This is a genomic window from Chryseobacterium pennae (assembly GCF_003385515.1).
Taxonomy (GTDB): Bacteria; Bacteroidota; Bacteroidia; order Flavobacteriales; family Weeksellaceae; genus Chryseobacterium; species Chryseobacterium pennae.
The window spans coordinates 75,666-98,630 of the sequence record NZ_QNVT01000024.1 but is presented as its reverse complement, the minus strand read 5'-3'; the positions used below and the strand labels follow the sequence as shown (position 1 = coordinate 98,630).

Sequence of the window (22,965 nt, the reverse complement as noted above, 5' to 3'; positions counted from 1 at the left end):
TGCACCACTTAAAACAAAGGACATTCCTCCTTAGCTCAGTTGGTTAGAGCATCTGACTGTTAATCAGAGGGTCGCTGGTTCGAGCCCAGCAGGAGGAGCTACTGAAAATCAAACACTTGCATTAATTTGTGAGTGTTTTTTTTGATTTTTATTTTTCTAAGTACAACATTAGTACAACAACTAACAGTCTCAAATATAAGAATATTTAAACTGATTTTCAGATATTTGTTATATTTTTAGTTTAAAATCTATAAAAGATGGAAAAATATATTTTTGAATTCCACAAAGTGATAGCTGACCTTCATAAAACAATTAAAGTAAAGTACAATCGTTTTCTGGAGTCAAAAATTTTTTGGTTTATAGCTTTACTTATTATTCCTTCTTTCTTATTACAATACAATTTATTCTTTTTCAGGGAAAGCCTTTATTTTTTTGTAATCTATCTTTTATTGACTTTTGTTATTCTTGGTTTGCTGATGCCTCCTATAATCTATAAAATTAAAGGTCTGGATTTTTTTGTGCTTAAAAAGAAATATTTTCAAAAAGAAAAGATCAAATCTACTAATGAAGAATCGATAGTAGATTCATTGAGCGAAGAGCTGACCGAATATCTTTATTACATTATGCATGATGAATGCCGTATTTTGGATACTACCCTTGTTTCAGATAAATCAGATAGTCTCCAAAATCTACCCGCCCTGTTCTCAAAAAATTATATTGTGAATTCCGTAAATAACCTGAAGATGTATAAACATACTGATACCTGTATTTATATGACCTGTGACCAAAAAGTAGCAGGATACATTATTCACGAAATATTCAGGCCGCTTTTGAAAATTGAAACAAAACAGTTATGCAATTATTTTTATTATTATAAAAACAATGAATTCCGTAAAGTGAATTATGGCTCAATTAATTCCACTTCTAAAAGGAGGGAATTGAATAAAGTTAAACCCAAAATTCAGGAGCTCTTGTCGAAAAGTTCTGTTTAAGAAAAATAAAGTTCTACTGCATAACTTTTACCCTTTTCATCTATCTATACCCATCTATTTTCGTGTCAAATTTTAGAATATGACACCGATTCAGCTACAGCAAGAACTTAATGAGATTAAGAAACTTGTCCATCAAAATTACATTAACAATAAGGAAGTTTTTAATAGTACGGAACTTATTTCGTATTTAAAAATTTCTGAAAGTTTACTTTATAAGCTTACCTCACGCAAGCTTATACCTCATTGTAAACCAACCAATGGAGTACTCCTATTTTTTAAGGAAGAAATACACGATTGGATTAAACAACATCGCATCTATACTGTTGAAGATGCCGAACGTATGATAAGGAACCACAAAAGAAACAGGAATAATTAATCACTTTTTCTATGATGATTTATCATTTAATCCAAAAATGTTGTACTAAAGTTATACTAGAATAATAGAGCAATGTCATTTCATGAAACTGAACTAAAAGTTATCCGCAAGGCATTTGAGAATACAAAGCTTCAACAACAGATAAGGCTTGGTAACCATTTTGTAGATGACTTCATATTTGAAGATCAAAAAGCAGCTGATATTCCAATAAATGCATTACGTGTAATTTTTAACATTATTTCCATTCTTAGTAATGAGCAGTTCCGTCCTGAAGACCGCCCGAAACAATTGTCATTATTTGATGTGGAATTTGAGACCCAAAATAATGTCTTTGCTTCCATGAAAATCAGAAACAATAAGATTTCTCCAAGCGGATCGACCAGACAGGTTATTGAAGCCTATGAGTATTTGGCAAAATTCAAAATGGGCTGGTATAAATCTGTTAATTCCAAAGGAAAGGAAATTAGAACTTTTGGCGGACTGATTTCAACTCCGAGCTATGATCAAAGAGGATATACTTCTTTTCTTATCAGCAGCTATTGGTTGAAAAAACTTATTGTTATTCCGGAATATAATTATGTCCTATTTAACCTAGTGTATAACATCAAGAATAATAAACATATTATTTTTGCAATCTGGCTTTCCAAACTGCCTGAAAATGGAACGGTTTTAAAACTAATTACTTTCAATGAAAAGTTTGGATTAAACTATAAAAATGCCAATGATTTTTGTTTCAAATTTCTAAAGCCCGTAAGAGCTAATCTTGACCGATTTAGCAATATATCCTTTAATTACAAATATCTCTCAGATAATATTTTTATCCATCCGTACCTGACAAAAAATATTGCAGGAAAAACCACATCTACTACTGATACAAATTTAAAAATTACTTATCGTTTAGGATATTTTAAAAAGAAGTATAAGCTGAATGAACAGGAAATGCTAAGATTTTCCTATCAATACAAAAACATTCCGCAGACAAGAGAACTTATTGAAAAAGCTTACTGCTGTTTTATAAGAAGTAACAGGCAAAAGAAACTAAAATCATCATATTTCCTGAGAAAGTTATTTTTAGAAGAAATCCAGAAAATAATTATTGAATTGTACAAGGAAACAAAAATGGGAAAACTGCTTCCTAACGGATATCCCATAATTTTATGAATTCGGAAAAGCGCTCATGTCATTTCGGAAAGGCGCTCATGTTAAATTCGGAAAAGCGCTCGCAGAAGTTAATGAATTGTTAAAAATCAAAGATTATTGTTTCCTGATTTCGGAAAAGCGCTCGTTCGCAGAGTAGAAATTAAGGAATTGTGGATAAGTTTTCGATGAAACAGGCACTATTTCGGAAAAGCACTCATTCCTGAATAATTGTTTTTTCGGAAAAGCACTCATTTAACTTTCGGAATTGCGCTCATGCCTGATTCGGAAAAGCGCTCATGTTAAAACTTATCCAAAGCCCTTGATAGAAGTTGTTTGCCGGAATTAGTAAAAGTATATTTAAAAGTAATTAAAAGTCTTTTTTTATTTAAAAGGAAAACTGAGTAAAGAATTGCATTAAAAAAAGAAAAAAAATGAATTGTGAAGAAATTAAAAAGAATATTGGAATCAGAACAGTCTTAGAATCTTTTAATCTGTTTCCAGTGAAAGAAAATTTACGGACTGCTTTCTATTTTGCATTGGACCGGGAAGAAAAAATCCCCAGCCTTTCAGTAGATTTTATAAAAAATAAGGCATTCGACTTCGGAACAGGAAGGAGTTACGATGTGATCTCAATTGTCCAAACCATCAATAAGTGTTCGATTTCCGATGCACTAAAATACCTTGGAAAGCTTGACTTTTCACATGAAAGAACTGAAAAAAACAGTAAAGAAGGTTGGCAAACGCGGTCTTATGAAGTTTCAAAAATACATGAAATTACCCATCCCGCTTTAGTCAGGTATCTGAAAGAAAGAAAAGTTTACGAACAAAGTCACCTAGTGAAAGAAATTCACTTCCGTTTAAAATTGAAAAATTATTTCGCAGTAGGATTTCTCAATGATTCCGGAGGCATGGAAATCAGAAATCAATATTTTAAAATCTGCTTGGGGGACAAAGATGTAACTCTGGTTAAAAACGGCTCAAATGAGATTGCTATATTTGAAGGTTTCTTTGATTTCCTGACCTACATGAATATAGAGAATAAACAAGACAATTCATCTGATTATCTCGTTTTAAATTCTACAGCAATGCTTTATAAAATTGAAAAAAAGTTAAGTGAGTACAGTAAAATCTCTCTTTTTCTGGACAATGACCCCAATGGAAGACAAACCGTAAAACAAATGAAGATGAAATATGCAAATGCAGAGGATTGTTCTCTAATTTACACGGGTTTTAAGGATCTTAATGAGTGGTTCTGTCAAAGGACATAATGAGCTGCTGAATTGTAAAATGTCCCCATAATACCTATCCAAATAAAAAAAGCTCCCCAAAAAAATTAGGGAGCTTTGACTATTTCTTGCCTTCTTCAACAGAAACTTTTCTAAAATCTTTTAGAAGCTTGCTTAGTTCCAAAGCCGCTTTTCTTGCTCTTGTTCCAGCTGCTTTATTTCCTTTTTCTAGCTGAAGATCTGAGTCGGTTTTAAAAGTTTCGAATTCTGCGTTAATTTTTTCTAGTAGTTCTTTCATAAAAAATAGTTTATGTTTTAAAGTTGCAAATATAGAATAATCCTTTTATTAATCAATATTTCCATTAAACAAGCTGGAAGGATTGATTATGTGATATGTATAATTGTTAGAATAAAAAAACAAAATTATCTCAACTTTCTTTTTAGATGATAATACCTGAATAATAACCTATCATACCATAGGGCAAATAATAGGAAAGCAGCAGGGAGAAGAAGTGTTTTCAGTTGAAATTGCCGATAGGTAAATCCCCCAATAATCCCACCTAAAAAGAAACAGCTGATGATCATTAGCTTTAAAAAAATACTTTTATTTAATTGTATTTTTTTCCCTTTTTGCTGATGAAAAAATAGCTGAGATAGTTCAATTCCCAGATCGGTAAACAGCCCTGTGAGATGGGTGGTTCTTACCACAGACTGGGAAACCCGGGTAACAAGAGCATTTTGAAGTCCCATGGCAAAAAGTAATGCCGAAGAAATAATCAGCGAGACAGAAGAGTTTTTAGGTAGTATATCAGGTGAAAATGCTATGAAAAGCATAATTATAATTTCAATGGATAAAGGAATGATATAAGAGGAATGAGACTTTTGCTTTGTAGCCCATTCTGTGATAACCCCGGAAACAAAGGCTCCCAGCAAGAAGAACAGGATATATAACAGATAAAAAAGTGCCATTTTATAATTCTTTGTAAACAGTTCTTCAGAAAAATAGGCGAAATGCCCCGTTACATTGGTAGTCAGGGTACTTACGGAAAGTACCCCGGTGATATTCACCAGTCCTGCAACACAGGAGAGAATAGATGCCAGCTTTAAATTATGGGAATATGTTCGTCCTTTCCCCTTATGTCTAAACATATGTCATTTCTTTAAGCAATGAGCACTAGAAATAATATAGAAGAGCAATAGCTCTCAGTATAAAATTATTCCCGAACCATTATGAATCAAAAAAAACCTCAAAATATCCAAAGATATTATCACCCTCTGTTAAAGATTAGCGATACGTGTCAGTCTTTCTATATCTTTCAGCTCTATTTTTCTTCCTTCCATCACAATAAGCTGCTCGTCCCTAAAATCATGAAGGATACGGGCTAATGTTTCCCTTGCTGTCCCTACCATATTGGCTAAGTCAACGCGGGATAAGGTAATCAATACAGTTTCTGCTTTATTGCTTGATCTGTATTTATTATGAAGGATTAATAAACTGAGGGCTGCACGTTCCCTGACTGTCCGTTGGGATAAAACCGTCATCAGGTTAGCCATTACACTAAACTCATGGCTCAGGCTTTTGAGAAGAAATTTAGAAAAAACTTTTGATTGTTCAAGAATATGCAAAAAATCTTCTTTTGGGATAAAAGCAACAACAGAGCTTTCTATGGCCTGAGTGGTATCCCCATAAGAGTAATCGCTTAAGATCGCTGAATATCCAAAAAACTCCCCGGCATTATAGATATAAATAATATGCTCCCTTCCGTCATTATCAACCTTGTATTTTTTTACCTTTCCTTCTTTCAAATAAAAGATACCATTAGGAATAGTCCCTTCAGTGAATATGGCTTCGTTTTTACGGTAATTTTTAACCTGCATCACTTTTTGAAGCATTTCCTTATCATATGTCGAAAGCTCCTCAAAAAGATATTGATTATTAAAAATAAATTTTGAAATCATGATTTACTAATTTACACATTTTTACCCTAACTTAAATTTGACTTAAATCACGATAATAAAAGATTTACGTCCTTCCTGTTTCCTCATAAAGTATCTATTTTTACAACCATAAGCAAATCTGAACTCATCTATGGAATATTTAGAATCTCTAAAAAATATTGGAATTATACCCGGAAAGGAAGTCTATTATAATTTATCTGTGCCCCAGCTGATTTCACAAACCTTAAAACAAAATCAGGGAATTATCACGAGTTCAGGAGCTTTGGCTTGTGATACAGGTGAATTTACAGGCCGTTCACCAAAGGATAAGTATATTGTCCTGGATGATACAACCAAGGACTCTATCTGGTGGGGAGAGGTTAACCATCCTTTTATGCCGGAAGATTTTGAGAGATTGTATGATGATGTTATCACCCATCTTTCTGACAGAGATATTTATGTCAGAGATGCCTATGCCTGCGCCAAACCTGAATATAGATTGAATATAAAGGTTATTACTGAAACGCCATGGGCTAATTTATTTGTTAATAACCTGTTTTTAAGACCTGAAGCAAAGGAATTGGAAACCTTTCAGCATGAATGGTTGATTCTTAATGCTCCGGACTTCAAAGCTGTTCCTGAAAACCATAAAACCCGTCAGCATAATTTTACGATCATCAATTTTACCAAGAAAGTCATTCTTATTGGCGGAAGCGCTTACACCGGAGAAATCAAAAAAGGGATTTTTACAGTCCTAAACTATATCCTTCCTTTTGAGAAGAATGTACTTTCCATGCACTGTTCTGCTAATATTGGAGTAAACAGTGATACATCTGTATTTTTCAGACTTTCCGGAACAGGAAAAACTACTCTGTCTGCAGATTCTTCCAGACAGCTCATAGGGGACGATGAACATGGATGGGATCATGAAAGTGTATTTAACTTTGAAGGGGGATGCTATGCTAAATGTGTTAACCTGAGTGAGGAAAAAGAGCCACAGATATTTTCTGCCATTCGGTCCGGGACTTTGCTTGAAAACGTGCGTTTTTTTGAAGGAACCGATATTGTAGATTATGATAATGTTTCTGCAACAGAAAACACAAGAGCGGCTTATCCTATCGACTTTATTGAGAATGCAATACATCCTTCCATAGGGAAAACACCCAATAATATTTTCTTTTTAACCTGCGATGCTTTTGGAGTTCTTCCTCCGATATCAAAACTATCAGTAGGACAGGCGATGTATCATTTTATTTCCGGATATACTGCTAAGGTGGCAGGAACTGAAGCTGGAATTACGGAACCCCAGACGACATTTTCGGCGTGTTTTGGAAAACCTTTTTTACCGCTTCATCCTACAAAATATGCAGAACTGTTAGGAAAAAAGTTAAAAGATAACAACATTAATGTATGGCTTATTAATACCGGATGGTCCGCTGGTGCTTATGGTACCGGGGAACGTATCAAACTAGCTTATACCAGAGCTATGATATCAGCAGTACTTGAAAATAAGCTGGAAAATGTGGATTTTATGCAGGACGCTGTATTTGGACTACAGATGCCTGTAGAGTGTGAAGGTGTTCCTTCCGGGATTCTAAACCCTAAAAATACCTGGGATGACCAGTTGGCATATGATGAAAAAGCATTACACCTTGCTACGCAGTTTGCAGAAAACTTTAAGTCTTTTGAGTCTTTCGCCGATGAAGAGACAATAGCAGGAGGTCCCTTAGTCTAAAATGACATTAACTCATTGAATAAGTATATAAATAAAAAAAAGAACTGTAAGAATGAATATTCCAGAAAACCTCCTGTACACTGAAGATCACGAGTGGGTTCGATTAGAAAACGATATGGCTTATATCGGAATTACCGATTTTGCCCAAAGCGAATTAGGAGATATTGTCTATGTTGAAATCGAAACATTAGGAGAAAAATTAAAAAACCACGAAGTATTCGGAACAGTTGAAGCTGTGAAAACAGTATCAGACCTGTTTTTGCCTCTTGCCGGAGAAATACTGGAAATCAATCCGAAATTGGAAGCCAGTCCTGAATTAGTCAACTCAGACCCTTACGGGGAAGGCTGGATGATTAAAATTAAGGTGGAAAATCTTTTTGATGCAGAGGGACTCCTAAGATCCGAGTCATACGCATCCCTAATAGGCTTATCATAAATGGGAACTGTAAAACTAAAGAAAACGGCATTCAATGCCATCCATCATGCTCTTGGAGGAAAAATGGTAGAATTTGCAGGCTATGAAATGCCTGTTCAATACAAAGGCGTAACGCATGAACATGAAGTGGTTAGAAATAATGTCGGGGTTTTTGATGTGTCCCATATGGGAGAGATCTCAATACAAGGGAAAGGCTCTTTGGAGCTTATTCAAAAAATCACTACCAATGATGTCTCAAAACTTTATCCCGGAAAAGTACAGTACAGCTGTATGCCCAATGATACCGGAGGTATAGTTGATGATCTCTTGGTTTATAAAATAAGTAAAAATGATTACCTATTGGTAGTTAATGCTTCCAACATCCAAAAAGATCTGGAATGGATCATAAAGAATAACTCTTTTGGAGCAGAGGTAACCAATATTTCGGATTCAGTTTCTTTATTGGCTGTTCAGGGACCCAAATCGATAGACATTTTACAGAAGCTGACGGATATCAATTTGAAGGATATGGAATATTACACCTTCACCATAGGTGAACTGGCACATATTCCCAATGCTTTGGTTTCTGCAACAGGATATACGGGAGAATCCGGGTTTGAAATTTATGTAGAGAACAAATATGCGGCTCACTTATGGGAAGCCATATTTGAAGCTGGAAAAGATGAAGGTGTCGAACCTATCGGGCTGGCGGCAAGGGATACCCTGCGTTTGGAAATGGGGTATTGCCTTTATGGAAATGACATTGATGATACAACTTCTCCATTGGAAGCAGGATTAGGCTGGATCACAAAATTTACCAAAGATTTTGTGTATAGCGGATTTTTAAGCATTCAAAAAGAAAAGGGAGTCCCTAAAAAATTGGTAGGTTTTGAAATAGAAGATAAAGGAATTCCCCGCCATGGCTATGAAATTTTGGATAGTAACCGTCAAATTATCGGTGCGGTAACCTCAGGAACTCTTTCTCCTACACTAAAAAAAGGAATAGGGATAGGTTACGTTGCGGCTAATAGCTCTAAGATTGGAAATGAAATCTTTATCAATATCAGAAATAAGGCGGTTAAAGCTGTTATTGTTAAAACTCCATTTATTAAAAAATAGATCCTTATACAAATCAATCAGATAAATAATCATATGCTTGTTCCTAAAAACCTTTATTATACAGAAAATCATTTGTGGCTGAGAAAAATCGGATTATACGATTTTTGTGTTGGAATCACAGATTTCGCTCAAAAGGAAATAGGAGAAATTCATCTTGTTGAATTTAATTTGCAGAAAAAAAACTTAAAAAAAGGAATTCCCTTTGGTACTGTATATGGAATCAATAAGACTTTTCAGTTGGTTGCGCCCTGTGACTCAAAAATTATGGAAGTCAATCAAAATATAGCTGTAAAGCCTTCCCATATCAATACAGATCCTTATAACTGCTGGTTTTTAATTCTTTCCACCCATATCTCTGCAAATGAACTTTTAACTTATGAGGACTATATACAACAAATAGAAACATGATTTTTAAACAGCTTAGGGAGAATATGGATGTAAAGGATGCCGTTTTTAATGAACTTTATCCTCCCAATATAAAAGCGGTCGCAGAAATACACTGGACTCCTGTTTCCATCGCTAAAATGGCAGCAGAATATCTGGTAGAAGAACCGGGAAAAAAAGTGCTTGATATCGGGGCAGGAGTAGGAAAGTTTTGCCTGGTGGGTGCTGCTTCTACCAAAGGTTTTTTCTATGGTGTAGAGCAAAGAGCTTCGCTTACTAAAATATCAAGGAAAATAGCAGGCAGACATAATATTACCAATGTGGAATTTATCAACTCCAATATCAATGAAATTGATTTTTCCAATTTTGAAGCCTTACTTTTTCAATTCTTTTTTTGAAAATATAGATACTTCAAATCCGATTGATGATTCAATACTTCCTGATAGGAATTTATATGATACTTATTCAGGTTATGTAAAAGAGCAATTAGAAAAAACTCCTGTTGGAACCCGTTTGGTTACGTATTGGAGTAAGTGGGACGAAATTCCGAGAAACTTTGAACTGGTAGATTCAGCCTGTAACGGATTTTTAAGTTTTTGGAAAAAAATATCTTAGCTTAATTTAGGAAAGAAAAGATAAATCCATAGATTTATTTTCCTTAAAAAAATGGTAATAAACCATCTAAAACCATGAGTTTAAAATAACAATAATAATATTTTTCAAGAGATGAATATATTAGATAAAATAAAAAACCGTCTTGGTCCTTTGGGAGATCATGCCCATTATGCTCATGGCTATTATGCCTATCCAAAACTTGAAGGAGAGATTGGCAATACTATGTTTTTTAATGGAAAGAAAAAGTTGGTATGGAGTCTGAATAATTACCTGGGTCTTGCGAATCATCCTGAAATCAGAAAGGCAGATATTGAAGGAACCAAGCAGTATGGTCTGGCTTATCCGATGGGAGCAAGGATGATGAGTGGAAATACAAGATTGCATGAAGAATTTGAAGCTAAGGTTGCTGATTATGTTCAGAAAGAAGATGCTTTTTTACTAAACTATGGTTACCAGGGAATGGTATCAATCATAGATAGTTTGGTAGACCGAAAGGATGTAATCGTTTATGATGCTGAATCTCATGCCTGCATTATCGACGGAATACGTTTGCACCTGGGGAAACATTTTGTTTTTAAGCATAATGATATAGAAGATTGTGAAAAACAATTGGACAGAGCAAAGAAAATTGTAAATGTAACGAAAGGAGCCATATTGGTGATAACTGAAGGAGTCTTTGGAATGCGTGGCGATCAGGGAAAACTAAAGGAAATTGTTGCCCTGAAGAAAAAGTTTAATTTTTCCTTACTGATAGATGATGCTCACGGTATTGGCTGTTTGGGAAAAACAGGTGCCGGAACAGGAGAAGAGCAGGAAGTGCAGGATGGCATCGATTTTTATTTTGGAACCTTTGCAAAATCATTTGCAGGGATTGGCGCTTTTATAGCCAGTACCAAAGAAGCCATCTTATTTTTAAAGTATAATATGCGTTCCCAGATATTTGCTAAAGCACTGCCCATGCCGATGGTATTTGGAGCTTTAAAGCGACTGGAATTAATGCGTACAAAACCTGAACTTAGAGAAAAGCTCTGGGAAATAACCCACCATTTACAAAAAGGATTAACTGAAGCAGGTTTTGATATTGGTAATACCAACTCTCCGGTAACTCCCGTTTATCTCAATGGGACTATAGATGAAGCTACAGCTCTGGTAAGGGATTTACGTGAAACTCATCAGCTGTTTTGTTCTATGGTGGTTTATCCCGTTGTACCGAAAGGAATGATTATATTACGATTGATTCCTACCGCGGTACATACTTTGGAAGATGTAGAAATGACCATTGCTGTGTTCAAAGAAATCAGGATAAATTTAAATTCCGGTTATTATAAAGAGAAATCTGGAAATAGTAGTATTTTAGTAGAAAAAACGAATTAAGTTGACTTTACAAAGGTTCAAAAATAAGATATTATTATGGGTAAGAATATTGAAAGGGTAATTTCTCATTAGTAAACAAAAGCCAAAAATTAACTGTAATAAACAAAACATGAAGAAAGTAACAGGCATCGGTGGGATATTTTTCAAGTGTAAAGACCCTAAAGTTTTGAAAGAATGGTATAAAAAACATCTTGGGATTGATATAAATGAATATGGGGCAACTTTCAACTGGAAAGATGCAGCTGATGCAAACCCAAAAGGTTCTTTGACTTGGAGCCCCTCTCCTGAAACTACCAATTATTTTGAACCTTCAGCAAGAGAATTTATGATCAATTATACGGTTGATGATCTGGAAGCTTTGGTTGAGCAGCTCAGGAAAGAAGGGGTTACGATTCTTGATGATATTGAAACATATGACTTTGGAAAATTTATTCATATTCTTGATATTGAAGAGAATAAGGTAGAACTTTGGGAGCCTAAATAATGATGAACCTGGATTCATATTTTAATAAGGTTAGATTTATTTTTTTATAAACAGAAATACATAGGTCTGAATATTATGTATATTTTTTTTGGTATTACTGCAATTTGTAGTAATACCTTTTTTAATTGATTTGTTGAGAATTACTAAATTTGAAATGAAAACTTTCCAACTATCATCATTTTTTGAGTCTCCTTGTATAAGGAGGCTTTTTATTTGCTTTTTAAGGTGATTAAAAAGATTTTTTAGAATATACTCACTTACATATATATGCAGGGCTTTGTCAGACTTTATGAGTTTTCTTTTCTCTGAATATTGTTGGTGAATTGTAATAGCCTAATAGGATTAAGGATGTAGTAATGGAATTATGCTACGGAAGTATAATTTGGTCTTATCTTTAGCATTAGAATTGGTTCTCCCAAAATTGTTGTAAAGAAAATCTCCAAACCTTATAAAGTTTAATCGGAGTAAGAGGGATAAAAGTACAATGAAATAAGATATTGAAATTAAGCTTCAGGCGGAGGAGAGAATATAGCAAGTAAAGGAGACAGATGAAAAGAGTCATCTATCAGCACAAAAGATTTGCCTTCAGGGTAAGGCTCAAAAAACTTAAGGTAGTCAAAGACTTCTAAAGTTTTTGGAAGTATCTTTTCGTAAACAATAAGAGAAGTTGGGTTAGAATGCTGTTCTTCCTCATTTACTATAACATTTGTCCTTAGAATTTTCCAGCCTGCAATTGCTGCAATGCTTGGCAGCGCAGTAAAGTTTAGGAAAAACAATAATGTAATAATACTCCAGGATTTCATTTTACATTCTTTAAAAATCTACTTTTTTCTGCTCATCATCCAATCTGATTCAGTAAGATTATAAATTTTCTGGATGTCTTTTAATACTTTTTTAAAATCGATCTCTAAATCAATAATTTTACCGGTTCTAAGATCAAACACCCAGCCATGTACAACAGGATACTCCTCTAATATGTATCTTTCCTGTACGCAGGCCATTTTGGTAACGTTAATACATTGCTCCAGAACATTAAGCTCTACAAGCCTGTCATAACGTTTGTCTTCATTGCTGATAGCATCTAATTCAGTTTGATGTAGCCTATACACATCCCGGATATTTCTTAGCCAGGGATTCAGTAAACCAAAGTCCTGAGGTGCCATTGCTGCTTTTACACCATCACAATGATAGTGACCGCATACAATAATGTGTTTTACTTTGAGATGTTCTACCGCATATTGAATGACTGCTGTAGAATTCATATCTAAAGTATTGACCACATTGGCAATGCTTCTATGGACAAAAACTTCGCCCGGCCTGGCTCCCATTATTTCTTCTGCTGTCACTCTGCTGTCTGCACTCCCAATATATAAATATTCAGGGGTTTGCGCTTTAGTAAGTTTCTTAAAGAAATCTGCATCCTGAGAAAGTTTAGACTCTACCCATTTTCTGTTGTTCTCGAAAATAACTTCGTACGATTGTGTCATAATTATATTGTTAAAAGATTATAATTACTTATTTCGTTTGAATTATTTTCAAATTCGATAGATTGAATCAATCGGATTACAAAGCTATGACTTTTAGTTTAATGATGGATGTTTTTTAATACATTTTATTGTTAAGATAAGTAACAAGATTCAACTCAAATTTGTAAGATTTCTTACTGTTTTTTCTTCCGTGTATGAAAAAGATGTAAAGCATAATTTTATCATGCTCCCTTGGTTAATTCCCTGAACCTGTCATTTATGAAGAAACAATTCTAATATTCTTTTTTTCATCCGTTTCTTAGATAAGAATAGTACCTGTGAAATTAATTCATAGCTGAAGCCCTGCTTTTTACGATTGCAAATGTAGTACAGCATCATACACTCAAAAAAATCTTTTTGGGTTTCTAAAAAAATTCTTTCCACTTCATTCCAACAATTTTTTCAGACACTCCTAAATCCTACGGACAAAAAGATTTCGGAGCCCTTAACATTAATCATTTTTTCAAATGCTGGGATTGGGTTTTAAGTGCCTGATCCTGAACTATGCTCATTGGCAAAGAAAAAGCCGGAACCTCAGTTAGACGAATCAATTAGATCACAGACATTCTTTGACATCAACGGAAAAACAAAAGAAAAATAAGCACTAATACTGCCTTTTTCAAAAAACAAGTATAAAAAAGAAATAAGCCGAGTGTCCTCGATACCAAATCAAATCACTCGGAATTTTACAATTAGCAAAAAACAATTATTAACAATTAAAACAAAATATTATGAACACAATTATCGGTAGAATTACCAAAAACGCAGAAATCAACACATTGAAAAACGACAGACAGGTCGTGAATTTTTCAGTAGCCATCAATGACAGCTACAAAACCAAGCAGGGAGAACGCAAAGAACTAACCTCCTATTACAATTGTTCGTACTGGATAAGCCCAAATGTTGCCAAAATCCTTACCAAAGGAACTTTAGTAGAATTGTCAGGAAGAATAAGTTCAAGTGCATGGATCGGAAAGGATGGGGAAATCCATTCAGGACTGAATTTTCATACTTCAGATATTAAACTTCATAGTAGCGGAAAAAACTCTGAAAGCGAAACGAAACAAAATGCAAAGGAGGAAACAAAAAATCCCTTTGCAGGTGATACGGATGATGATTTACCATTTTAATAGTTAACCAAAAATTATCTTAAAAAAACCTATGGAATCACAATATAACTTTCAGATGAAATCCCGAAATGACCGGACAGAATGGGAACAGGTAGCAATATACCTCAAAATCCATAGTGACAGGACAACAGCAATACACTATGCAAGAAGCCTGTCATTGAAATTTGGAGTGGAAGTCCGATTGACTGAGGGTGCATACCCTTTCAAAACAAGTGGAACATACATCTTTGAAAATCCCTGACCATGAAAACACCATCAAAAACCGAAGCTAAGAAACTGGCAAAAGCCTACAGCCATAACAAAGAATACGAAGATGTTCCTGTATACATAATTTACTGTAACCGATCAGAAAAGTATTATATAGATACCAACAACCTGATGCGTCTTTGGGAAACACTTATTGGCTACTATATCAATGGAGTTTTTATCTCCGAAAAGAATAATTCATAATAATTTAAAATTAAAAAAATGAAACGATCTGATATACCAACACCCTATTTAATGATAAAAGCAAACACCAACAGCGAATGGGATTGTTGTGACTTCGCCATCATTTCTCTTTCAGAGGACTGGAAAAAAGAACAGCAGAAACGGATTGAAAATATTAAGCCTTTTTCTGATGATTACATGCTTCTTTCCATGATGTACAGTGATGCATCCATTACATTCTATAAAGATGATAATGAGATATGTCCCGATTCCACAGATTTATTGGAGGATAGAATATGGTCTTTTGTGGAACTGGATGAAGAAACATTGGAAAAATTATCTATACCTGAAAACAGGTTGACTTCCCATACCCTCCATGTATTTAAAAGTGGCTATGCTTTGTATCAGACTTACGGTAAGCATACAGGAGAAGACTTCTGGACAGAAGATTTTCCTTTAGAAGAATTTATAAAAAATGACACTAACCTTACAAATTAACAAATTATGCAAACCAATTTTTTCAATCAGATAGCCAAAATGGATATTAACAGTAAGTTGATACTAACCATTGCCAAAGCAAGTGAAAGTCATATAGTGGCTTCCATATTGGTACAAAATGATGGATGTGGAGATAAAGCAAAAAATATCATTCCTCCACTTAATCTTAAAGGAACGGCAGACGAGCTTGATGCCGAATTTTTTGAACACATTAAAGCCCCATTAAAAACCGCTTCGGGACTGATGGTCGGTATGGAAAGCTTTATGAAGCAATTAGAGGAAGCCAAAAAGCAGTCGGCAATGGAAAAAGAAAAATCCGATAAGGAAAAGAAGGAAAAAGAAGCCAAAGAGAAAAAGTATAAGGATGCTTTTCAAAAAGCCGAAGAACTCGAAAAAGATGGCAACTACAAAGGTGCATGGTCAGCACTTCCAAAGGTTTCAGAATGTCCCGACTATGCGGAAACTATCCGAAAAAAACAGGATGAGTACGAAAGACACTTTGCCCCAAGCCTGTTTAATACCGAAAGTGTAGAAAATATCGAACAAAAACAGGAACAAGAGCATGAAGCGGAACAAGAACAGGAACAAAATTTTCAACCTTAAAAATCAACAATTATGTTACTTGCAACCCAATTAGAAAGAGTTTTTATCCTGAAAGATAGCGGACAGGAAATTCGATTGACAGATCCAGAACCGAAATGGAGTGTTGAAGCTGTGATAAATTTTTACGCCAATACTTATCCAATATTAACCACTGCAAAAGTGTCTACACCACAAATCAAAAATGACACAGTAGAATACCATTTTGAAAGTGTAATGGGCACGAAGGGTTGATCAATTATTGTGGTTGGGTTTTCAGCAAATCAGTTGTAAATCCAACCACTCTTTACCAAATATCAATCATTAAATTATGATGAATGCAACGAAAAATAATATCGGGAAAAATACAGCTTCCCGAACAGCAAAGACAAAGGCAACTACACAAACAGTTGGGCGAATTTGTCCATTGGATGCAAAGACCAAAGGATGCAGGCGAAATACAGAAAGACAAAATGAAAGCAGTACCGATAGCCATGCTACCCATGCTTTTCTAAAATATTCATTTCTGCCTAAATTGAAAGGCGAAGCAACCATACAGGATGCGACGAAAACAGACCTGCACCTTCAAAGCATTTAGGTTTTCCTTACAATATTGCCTTTGCTTTAGAAGATATCAAAAAGCAGTTGAAAATTAAAGTAAAAAATTGGGAGAAAAACCGTTTGATACAGGATAAAAAGAAAACGTATTTATTGAGTGAAGAAAGATATAATACCGGAGCTACTCTGTATTATATTCCGATAATCCCACTGTATCGACTATCTAAAAATCCCAATTATAAAAAAGCGACACAACTTTTGCAGTCCGTTTGTTCGTACCTGTATCACATCGCAGATGTTCCCTATTACAGACAGCAGGAAAGCTATTTGTGTTGGATGTACGAAATGATTTCGGAGTGGCTCATTGATTATGAAACCGAAGATACTCCTGAATACTTATGTGAAATAAAACAAAGTGAGTGGATTGGTGACTATATGGAACAAAAAATATTCAATCATCAGAATTTAATCCGATTTAAAGAGAGAATCAATCGTTTTGAAAATAGGGATTCCTTTGAAACCGATTGTCTTTTATTAGCGTGTGATACCCTTGCCCTCTATGAAATGTTTCCTGATGCTACTATTTACAGAAATATCAGGCAGGACAAAAGAAATACAGATAGTGATGATTATGACGAGGACTATCATGAAAGAACTATCACAATGGAAAAATACGTTTCGTTCTGCGCAGATGATAAAGGAATATTATTTCAGACTTTATTTGATTCTGTTAATGCTGAATTTCAGGAATGTACGGAAATAGAAGAACCAAGCACCCAAAAAAGATTTGACGGAACAAATGTCAGCAATAATAACCTTGATTTTGAAAATTGCATTTTTCCCCTGATTGAAAGATTAATTGACATTTTAAACAACATTTAAAGTAGAATACCATTTAAAATATAACCCCATGAACGATATAATCCATCATTTCGGAACACTGTATCATCCAGTTTCAGCACTGGTTATTTATCAGGCTAACTATGATGATAATCGGGACACCTATGTGGAGCATTTTGATATGGATAAAGATGGAAATCCCATTAATGCCCATCCTTTGAGTGAAAGGGAAGCTAAAATATTGGCAAAGTCCTTTAATACAGAGAAAGAAAAAAGTAAAGCATTTCTGAAACCTGAAAGTATTCTGCCAACCCATATTCTATTTATCAATCCAACCGAGAAAGGTTCAGTAATATGGTATACCAAAGCAAGAAAAGCAAAACTTTTCTTCACGGAATCACTTGGAATTCCCAATGGTATAGCAAATGTTCCTGCTATGCTGTGGGTGGCATCAAAGCAACATCTTACCGTATTTGCTCTCAATTCCGACAAAAGACCCACAGAAAAAACAGCTTTATATCATGCTCCTTTTTTTAATGTATATGAAAACGGAAACGTCTGTATGGGAACAGTCAATGTAGACATTAAAAAATCGGCTTCGGTTGAAGAATTTATTCGCGCTTGGGAACACTATTTTTTTAACAGTAAGTTCAGCCATTTAAACAATCACAACCCTACCAATGGCAACTGTGTAAATATGTGGAAAGAACTTATGGATACAGAAAAACTGTTTCCGAAAGAAATATTGAAAAAGACCAATAAAATCCTTAAAAATATACTGCCATGACAAGTGAAAAAACAAAAGTCCATTTTACAGACAATTACCTGATTAATCCTACCAACCCTGTAACCATTAACCTAATTGGTGCAGGAGGAACAGGCTCAAAAGTATTGACTGCATTAATGGAAATGAACCACAGCCTAATTCAGTTGGGACATGCAGGACTATTTGTACGACTTTGGGATGATGATCTCATTACCGAAGCTAATTTAGGGAGACAGCGCTTTGCAGAATCAGAAACAGGATTATACAAGTCTGTTGCCTTAATTAATCGTGCTAACCGTTGGATGGGGACAAACTGGAAAGCAGAAACACAAAAATTTAAACTTAGTGAATCAGAAAAATTTTCTGAAAATATAACAGCAAATATTTACATATCCTGCGTAGATAGTGTAAAATCAAGATTTGAAATTGCGGATATATTAAAAAGGCTGAATACAGGCAGATATTATGCTAACCGTCTGTTATATTCCTTAGATTTTGGAAACAGCAAAAGAACAGGGCAGGTTATATTAGCTACCATAGGGACGATCAGACAACCCAATTCCGAGAAATATGAAACAGTGGATCACTTACCTTCTATCACCGATGAATTTGGAGATTTGTTAAAACAATCCGAAGAGTCCGATGATACACCAAGTTGTTCATTGGCAGAAGCACTGGAAAAGCAGGATTTATTTATCAACTCAACACTGGCACAGATGGGAAGCTCTCTGCTTTGGAATCTGTTCCGTAACGGATTAACCAAAAACAGGGGATTTTTCCTTAACCTGAAAAATTTCCATTCCCAACCCATAAAAATCACGTAATTTTTGCCGCCTGAGAAAAAATCGGGCGGCAAAAATGCATTTCCTCCCTTTGGTCGGAAACGCATTTTTGCGGAAAGTGGTGCAACCCCATTTCTAAAACATTGCCATTTTTAGCAGAGTATGTTTTTTGAAAAAAGGTTGCGAGCTGAGTATTTGAGAATTGGATATAAAAATTTATTTAAAGATTTAATCCCAATTCTTATTCTTGTTTTACAATTTTAGTAGATTTGCTGGTAACTGATAATAGTACTACATATGATTTACAGTGTACCAACCAAAAATAGTGTAAATTATAAATAGTGGAGCAAAACTGAAAAGTTCAATGATAGCATTCTTTTGAACTTTTGTGAAAAATTGAAGATTTGTTCTTTGATTGTCCCATCATTGCAAAGACCTAAAACTTCAATAATTTTTATAAGTAAATCTCGCAAAATGATAAAAAAATGAAAGGAACCGAAATTTATTTATCCGATTCCTTTGTAATTTACTTCTTTGTCTCAATCTCAATTGAGAATCCTTTTAGGAAATTGAAATTAAAAGATCCTTTAAACCTTTTGTTCAAAATCATTCCTGAAAAGAATAAGACGACGGTATTTATTATGACCGCTGTAAATAATTCCATAATATTAATTATTTAATGTTAATAAAACTTTCAACCTTTGAAAGTTCTTCTATTATAAATATGTTGTTTTTTACCAAAAACTCATTTTTGGTGATTTATTTTTACAAATTTTATTAGAATTTTTAAATTTTCAACTATCTATTTTGACATTAATTATCCTATATTTCTTTGATATAGCACCATTTTACGAACAGCATTTTAAGAAGGGTTATTATCTTACCCCTCTTTTCCTTTTTCTTCTTCTTTTGTTCCTACTCCTATTCTAATTTCTTATTAAAGAATTTCCAATTTTGTGGAATTCCTACCTATTTAATATAAGCACGTACCGGACATTTTTCCAGAGCTTAAAAACTTTTCAAAAAGTTCTGAATAATTATTGAAACTGCTGATGGGCTTCAGTACGGGAGTATATGCTACAAGGGACTGGGAAGAAAACTATAAATACTTTTGCTCTTATGAAGATTTGAAAACTATTGAAGGATTCCAACAGTATATAGAATTTATGTGTAGAGACCTTAATACAAGAAATAATGGGCGGATTGAGCCTAACATAAAAAAATTGAAGTTGAACCGAAATCTGGAATAACAGATCATTTAGATGAAGGAAAATACTTTTTCTTAAATTCATAGAACTCATCAAACTGATCTTCTATATTCTCGAATTCTATAAATTGGATAAATTCTGTGATGCATTTTGTTTTGAACCCTCTGTATTTTAAATAATCCCTGATTGGAATTGAACAAAGGTCTTCCATAGTTTCCAGTTCCATTGTCTCTAAAATACTCCACAATCTGCCACTAAAAGGGAAACAACTATTGCTGATTTTCTTGCTTAACATGCTCACCTCCAGGCATTGAATATTTTTTTTCGAAAGTTTTTTGTACTCGGAAGCATATTTTTTTCTTAATTGATTTCTTTTTGCTTTTAGACGGGTAATTTCCTGAAGTAATCCTGAAATGATTTTTACTTTATGAAGAGTATTTCTATAGATTTGCCTTATTCGGTCAATTCCTACTTCATATTTTTGAGAAAGCTCTTCTAAAGGACATTTTTCGATCAAAATTTTCTCCATGATTTCAAATTCTCTTTCTGAAAGAATATTCTTCGATATTTCCAAATAAAATTGGTTGGTCATATCAATTATTTTTTGGTCTGAAGCATTTGGATTTGAGTATTTCCTGCCAGTAATACGGCCAGACTTATTAGAATTTTGTTGGATGTTGGTGCTCATAATTTGATGTTTATTATTATTTATGGAGTACCCTAACAAAAACGGCGTAGGACACCACACTTAACGATACTGAGGCACTGGTATACCTGGCTACGAATAAGCGAGCGCCTACACCTATAGCATAGGCGTTCTTACTTATTGTCTTGTAGCCTTAAAAATTACCAGTTTTCAGTACCAAGACTTAAAGCAAAAACACTTTAAGATTAAAATTTATCTCACAAAGATAAAAAAGCTCCAAGTCATTCACAATGGGCAAAATATGACAAATCGATGTTTCATCGTAATATTTCAAAATAGCACCCTCCTTATTAAAGCTTTTATCCGGTTCCCTGTCCGCCAGGTTACTTTATTTCTATGACTGAGCCGTTTTCATATTGCAAAAGTATAAATCCGGTTTCTTCTCAAAAAAATCTTTTTGGGTTTCTAAAAAAATTCTTTTCGCCCTGCTACAACAATTTTTCCAGACACTCCTAAATCCTTGCGGACAAAAAGATTTCGGAGCCTCTACTCTATTTTTTCATTCCGGTTTTGTGCTGAAATCTGATTTCTATCGTCAGTGGGCAAAGAAAAACGACGCGTCAATCACAGAAACAAAGCAAAGCGTTCATTGACATTTCCGATAAACAATTTAAGAAAAGAAAATTATTAACAATCTAAAATGTAAAATATGAAAACAGAATTTGAAAACTTACAATTTATCAGTGAATATTTCAAGAAAGTTCTTCAAGAACTTATGAAAAATGGCTTCACACTAATAATCCCTGAGCCTACAAAAACATTCAGAAAAACCAATTATGCATATTTCTCAGATGGTGACAAGATCGCCTATCTGCAACAAGAAAGCAAATATCGTGAAATCAGTATATCAAGTGTTCATAAACCTTCAAAGGAGGTTGGAACAGGATTCAGACTATCAGACGAATACAGCCTTGAAATGGCAAAACAAGCATTAGTAATAATTTGTCCGACATGGGCTATAAACAGTAGAAATCATGTTATAAAATATGAAAATCTCAAAGAGTTTATGAAATCCGGCACTCAAAGCTGGCATCAATTAAATATTTACCCTGAAGAGTAAAATAAACAATTACAAAACATTAAAAAGCTTATGAAAAATATATCAGCTATAATGGCAGCCAAAGATTTCAATATAAATGAAACCTATTTGGAAAGTGATTATTATCTCTGTAAATGCGTAAGAAAAGGAAAAGTTTTTACTGCTGATTTTGGAACAGAATATCAGGAAATCCATTTTGAAGTATCAACAAGAACAGGCAGGTATATTGGAATTGAAATAAAGAAAATATCAACAATAAAATAATAAAGATATGCCACGAGTAAAAATAATAAATAAAGAGGAAGCTCCAGAAAACTTAAGCAGTTTTCCAAACTTTCACAGGTCAGGCAGCATAGCCGGTATGAAAAAGCTTTACTACGGAAAAGATGCTCTTTTAGTAAGATGTGGGGATTACATCTACAATGTTACTTCCGAACCTAAGATTTACCACAATGCAGAGAAACTCATTACCTACTGTATCATATCCACAACTGATAATCCTCACCTTGAAATTCTGAATGAATATTATCCGAAAGTTAAAAATGGAGCTTTTGCAGAAGTAACAAATAATTCAGGAGTCAAAAAGAAATTCCTTTTTGAAAATAACCAATGGAATCTGATTGAGGCAAAATTAACACACTAAAAAAATTATATGAAAAATATAAACAACAATCGAAAAATGAATAGTAGAAAACCTGAACAAATAGAATTCTTCAGTTTAGGAAATGGAATCTCGGTATGTGATACCAACAGGGAAGTGAACGGGGACTATAAAAGAATAGCCCATATATCGAAATATCGGGAAGTAGAATTTTTTGGTAAAATTTCGGATGAATCCAAAAATGAAATTTTACAGTATGCTAAAATGGCAAATCCTATGAGTTCTGCGGTTCAGAATGATCCAGTATTCATCAAAAAAACTTTCAAATATATTGTCCATTTTAAGGAAAAAACAAGGATCTGTTATGCCTATAATTTAGAACATGCATTTACAGAAGCCGAGCTATTTGCAAGAAGATACGGTTTATTTCAAGACTTTATCATCAAAGAAACAGAAGAATTTATTGATAATCCACCCTATTTCGGCATAAGAGAAACTCTTTAAT

At 34.1% G+C, this 22,965-nt stretch carries 33 protein-coding genes and 1 tRNA gene; 28 read left to right on the top strand and 6 right to left on the bottom strand.

Annotation, left to right across the window (positions count from 1 at the left end; all coding sequences use genetic code 11):
• Nucleotides 1–24 precede the first annotated feature (24 nt).
• From DRF65_RS20955 to DRF65_RS20935, 5 genes are all read left to right on the top strand, one after another.
• Nucleotides 25–98 (top strand) — tRNA-Asn (locus tag DRF65_RS20955).
• Between the two features lie 159 nt (nucleotides 99–257).
• On the top strand, nucleotides 258–992 hold the full coding sequence (locus tag DRF65_RS20950) for a hypothetical protein (RefSeq protein ID WP_115972693.1): 735 nt from the start codon (nucleotides 258–260) through the stop codon (nucleotides 990–992).
• A gap of 79 nt (nucleotides 993–1,071) precedes the next feature.
• The gene (locus DRF65_RS29295; protein WP_115972692.1) at nucleotides 1,072–1,368 is read left to right on the top strand and encodes a helix-turn-helix domain-containing protein; all 297 of its coding nucleotides are present in this window, start codon (nucleotides 1,072–1,074) and stop codon (nucleotides 1,366–1,368) included.
• Between the two features lie 72 nt (nucleotides 1,369–1,440).
• On the top strand, nucleotides 1,441–2,529 hold the full coding sequence (locus DRF65_RS20940; RefSeq protein ID WP_115972691.1) for a hypothetical protein: 1,089 nt from the start codon (nucleotides 1,441–1,443) through the stop codon (nucleotides 2,527–2,529).
• A gap of 410 nt (nucleotides 2,530–2,939) precedes the next feature.
• The gene (locus tag DRF65_RS20935; RefSeq protein ID WP_115972690.1) at nucleotides 2,940–3,776 is read left to right on the top strand and encodes a toprim domain-containing protein; all 837 of its coding nucleotides are present in this window, start codon (nucleotides 2,940–2,942) and stop codon (nucleotides 3,774–3,776) included.
• Between the two features lie 79 nt (nucleotides 3,777–3,855).
• Here the strand turns inward: DRF65_RS20935 and DRF65_RS20930 are convergent, their stop codons facing one another.
• The 3 genes from DRF65_RS20930 to DRF65_RS20920 form a co-directional block, all read right to left on the bottom strand.
• Nucleotides 3,856–4,032 carry a histone H1 gene (locus DRF65_RS20930; protein ID WP_115972689.1) on the bottom strand — a complete coding sequence of 59 codons (177 nt, stop codon included), beginning with the start codon at nucleotides 4,030–4,032 and terminating at the stop codon, nucleotides 3,856–3,858.
• A 125-nt stretch (nucleotides 4,033–4,157) separates the two neighbouring features.
• Nucleotides 4,158–4,883, bottom strand: coding sequence for a YoaK family protein (locus tag DRF65_RS20925; protein ID WP_115972688.1), 726 nt, complete (start codon nucleotides 4,881–4,883; stop codon nucleotides 4,158–4,160).
• 129 nt (nucleotides 4,884–5,012) lie between these two features.
• On the bottom strand, nucleotides 5,013–5,693 hold the full coding sequence (locus tag DRF65_RS20920) for a Crp/Fnr family transcriptional regulator (RefSeq protein ID WP_115972687.1): 681 nt from the start codon (nucleotides 5,691–5,693) through the stop codon (nucleotides 5,013–5,015).
• Between the two features lie 130 nt (nucleotides 5,694–5,823).
• On the opposite strand from DRF65_RS20920, the gene pckA reads away from it, so the two are divergent.
• From pckA to DRF65_RS20885, 8 genes are all read left to right on the top strand, one after another.
• Nucleotides 5,824–7,407, top strand: a complete 1,584-nt coding sequence (pckA, locus tag DRF65_RS20915) for a phosphoenolpyruvate carboxykinase (ATP) (protein ID WP_115972686.1) — start codon at nucleotides 5,824–5,826, stop codon at nucleotides 7,405–7,407.
• Between the two features lie 52 nt (nucleotides 7,408–7,459).
• Nucleotides 7,460–7,843, top strand: coding sequence for a glycine cleavage system protein GcvH (gene gcvH, locus DRF65_RS20910; protein ID WP_115972685.1), 384 nt, complete (start codon nucleotides 7,460–7,462; stop codon nucleotides 7,841–7,843).
• The gene (gene gcvT / locus DRF65_RS20905) at nucleotides 7,844–8,941 is read left to right on the top strand and encodes a glycine cleavage system aminomethyltransferase GcvT (protein ID WP_115972684.1); all 1,098 of its coding nucleotides are present in this window, start codon (nucleotides 7,844–7,846) and stop codon (nucleotides 8,939–8,941) included. It abuts the gene before it with no gap.
• A 33-nt stretch (nucleotides 8,942–8,974) separates the two neighbouring features.
• A complete protein-coding gene (locus tag DRF65_RS20900; RefSeq protein WP_115972683.1) occupies nucleotides 8,975–9,349 on the top strand; it encodes a glycine cleavage system protein H in 375 nt (124 codons plus the stop codon).
• Nucleotides 9,346–9,723, top strand: a complete 378-nt coding sequence (locus DRF65_RS28970; protein ID WP_228438862.1) for a methyltransferase domain-containing protein — start codon at nucleotides 9,346–9,348, stop codon at nucleotides 9,721–9,723. Before DRF65_RS20900 ends, DRF65_RS28970 begins: the two co-directional genes overlap by 4 nt.
• Entirely contained in the window at nucleotides 9,671–9,940 is a 270-nt protein-coding gene (locus DRF65_RS28965; protein WP_228438864.1) for a hypothetical protein, read from the top strand. The genes DRF65_RS28970 and DRF65_RS28965 overlap by 53 nt, the downstream gene beginning before the upstream one ends.
• A 111-nt stretch (nucleotides 9,941–10,051) precedes the next feature.
• A complete protein-coding gene (locus DRF65_RS20890; protein ID WP_115972682.1) occupies nucleotides 10,052–11,314 on the top strand; it encodes an aminotransferase class I/II-fold pyridoxal phosphate-dependent enzyme in 1,263 nt (420 codons plus the stop codon).
• Nucleotides 11,315–11,423: 109 nt separating this feature from the next.
• The gene (locus tag DRF65_RS20885; protein ID WP_115972681.1) at nucleotides 11,424–11,798 is read left to right on the top strand and encodes a VOC family protein; all 375 of its coding nucleotides are present in this window, start codon (nucleotides 11,424–11,426) and stop codon (nucleotides 11,796–11,798) included.
• A 503-nt stretch (nucleotides 11,799–12,301) separates the two neighbouring features.
• Here the strand turns inward: DRF65_RS20885 and DRF65_RS20880 are convergent.
• Both DRF65_RS20880 and DRF65_RS20875 read right to left on the bottom strand, forming a co-directional pair.
• On the bottom strand, nucleotides 12,302–12,601 hold the full coding sequence (locus DRF65_RS20880) for a hypothetical protein (RefSeq protein ID WP_115972680.1): 300 nt from the start codon (nucleotides 12,599–12,601) through the stop codon (nucleotides 12,302–12,304).
• Between the two features lie 18 nt (nucleotides 12,602–12,619).
• A complete protein-coding gene (locus DRF65_RS20875; protein WP_115972679.1) occupies nucleotides 12,620–13,285 on the bottom strand; it encodes a carbonic anhydrase in 666 nt (221 codons plus the stop codon).
• 770 nt (nucleotides 13,286–14,055) lie between these two features.
• Between DRF65_RS20875 and DRF65_RS20870 the strand changes: the two genes are divergently transcribed.
• The 11 genes from DRF65_RS20870 (at nucleotide 14,056) to DRF65_RS20820 (ending at nucleotide 20,156) form a co-directional block, all read left to right on the top strand.
• Nucleotides 14,056–14,454 (top strand): single-stranded DNA-binding protein, encoded by a 399-nt coding sequence (locus tag DRF65_RS20870; RefSeq protein ID WP_115972678.1) that lies wholly within the window; start codon nucleotides 14,056–14,058, stop codon nucleotides 14,452–14,454.
• A gap of 31 nt (nucleotides 14,455–14,485) precedes the next feature.
• Nucleotides 14,486–14,695, top strand: coding sequence for a hypothetical protein (locus DRF65_RS20865; RefSeq protein WP_115972677.1), 210 nt, complete (start codon nucleotides 14,486–14,488; stop codon nucleotides 14,693–14,695).
• 2 nt (nucleotides 14,696–14,697) lie between these two features.
• Nucleotides 14,698–14,904: a DNA-binding protein gene (locus DRF65_RS20860; RefSeq protein ID WP_115972676.1), complete on the top strand. Its 207-nt coding sequence runs from the start codon at nucleotides 14,698–14,700 to the stop codon at nucleotides 14,902–14,904.
• A 51-nt stretch (nucleotides 14,905–14,955) separates the two neighbouring features.
• The gene (locus DRF65_RS20855; protein ID WP_228438860.1) at nucleotides 14,956–15,381 is read left to right on the top strand and encodes a hypothetical protein; all 426 of its coding nucleotides are present in this window, start codon (nucleotides 14,956–14,958) and stop codon (nucleotides 15,379–15,381) included.
• A gap of 6 nt (nucleotides 15,382–15,387) precedes the next feature.
• Entirely contained in the window at nucleotides 15,388–15,984 is a 597-nt protein-coding gene (locus DRF65_RS20850; protein ID WP_115972674.1) for a PRTRC system protein E, read from the top strand.
• A gap of 12 nt (nucleotides 15,985–15,996) precedes the next feature.
• A complete protein-coding gene (locus tag DRF65_RS20845) occupies nucleotides 15,997–16,215 on the top strand; it encodes a PRTRC system protein C (protein ID WP_115972673.1) in 219 nt (72 codons plus the stop codon).
• 76 nt (nucleotides 16,216–16,291) lie between these two features.
• Nucleotides 16,292–16,558 (top strand): hypothetical protein, encoded by a 267-nt coding sequence (locus tag DRF65_RS28960; protein ID WP_228438857.1) that lies wholly within the window; start codon nucleotides 16,292–16,294, stop codon nucleotides 16,556–16,558.
• Nucleotides 16,559–16,605: 47 nt separating this feature from the next.
• Entirely contained in the window at nucleotides 16,606–17,400 is a 795-nt protein-coding gene (locus tag DRF65_RS20840; protein ID WP_228438855.1) for a hypothetical protein, read from the top strand.
• 28 nt (nucleotides 17,401–17,428) lie between these two features.
• Nucleotides 17,429–18,145 carry a PRTRC system protein B gene (locus tag DRF65_RS20835; RefSeq protein ID WP_115972672.1) on the top strand — a complete coding sequence of 239 codons (717 nt, stop codon included), beginning with the start codon at nucleotides 17,429–17,431 and terminating at the stop codon, nucleotides 18,143–18,145.
• The gene (locus DRF65_RS20830) at nucleotides 18,142–18,948 is read left to right on the top strand and encodes a PRTRC system ThiF family protein (protein ID WP_115972671.1); all 807 of its coding nucleotides are present in this window, start codon (nucleotides 18,142–18,144) and stop codon (nucleotides 18,946–18,948) included. Before DRF65_RS20835 ends, DRF65_RS20830 begins: the two co-directional genes overlap by 4 nt.
• Before the next feature lie 1,010 nt (nucleotides 18,949–19,958).
• The gene (locus tag DRF65_RS20820; protein ID WP_115972669.1) at nucleotides 19,959–20,156 is read left to right on the top strand and encodes a hypothetical protein; all 198 of its coding nucleotides are present in this window, start codon (nucleotides 19,959–19,961) and stop codon (nucleotides 20,154–20,156) included.
• Nucleotides 20,157–20,160: 4 nt separating this feature from the next.
• Here DRF65_RS20820 and DRF65_RS20815 read toward each other — a convergent pair whose 3' ends face one another.
• A complete protein-coding gene (locus tag DRF65_RS20815; protein WP_115972668.1) occupies nucleotides 20,161–20,802 on the bottom strand; it encodes a sigma factor-like helix-turn-helix DNA-binding protein in 642 nt (213 codons plus the stop codon).
• Between the two features lie 667 nt (nucleotides 20,803–21,469).
• On the opposite strand from DRF65_RS20815, the gene DRF65_RS20805 reads away from it, so the two are divergent.
• The 4 genes from DRF65_RS20805 to DRF65_RS20790 are packed head-to-tail and all read left to right on the top strand — an operon-like array spanning nucleotide 21,470 to nucleotide 22,964.
• Nucleotides 21,470–21,880: a hypothetical protein gene (locus tag DRF65_RS20805; RefSeq protein ID WP_115972666.1), complete on the top strand. Its 411-nt coding sequence runs from the start codon at nucleotides 21,470–21,472 to the stop codon at nucleotides 21,878–21,880.
• Nucleotides 21,881–21,910: 30 nt separating this feature from the next.
• Nucleotides 21,911–22,123 carry a hypothetical protein gene (locus tag DRF65_RS20800; protein WP_115972665.1) on the top strand — a complete coding sequence of 71 codons (213 nt, stop codon included), beginning with the start codon at nucleotides 21,911–21,913 and terminating at the stop codon, nucleotides 22,121–22,123.
• 7 nt (nucleotides 22,124–22,130) lie between these two features.
• Nucleotides 22,131–22,502, top strand: a complete 372-nt coding sequence (locus tag DRF65_RS28955; RefSeq protein ID WP_228438852.1) for a protein-tyrosine phosphatase family protein — start codon at nucleotides 22,131–22,133, stop codon at nucleotides 22,500–22,502.
• A gap of 9 nt (nucleotides 22,503–22,511) precedes the next feature.
• Nucleotides 22,512–22,964 (top strand): hypothetical protein, encoded by a 453-nt coding sequence (locus DRF65_RS20790; protein ID WP_115972664.1) that lies wholly within the window; start codon nucleotides 22,512–22,514, stop codon nucleotides 22,962–22,964.
• Nucleotide 22,965 lies beyond the last annotated feature (1 nt).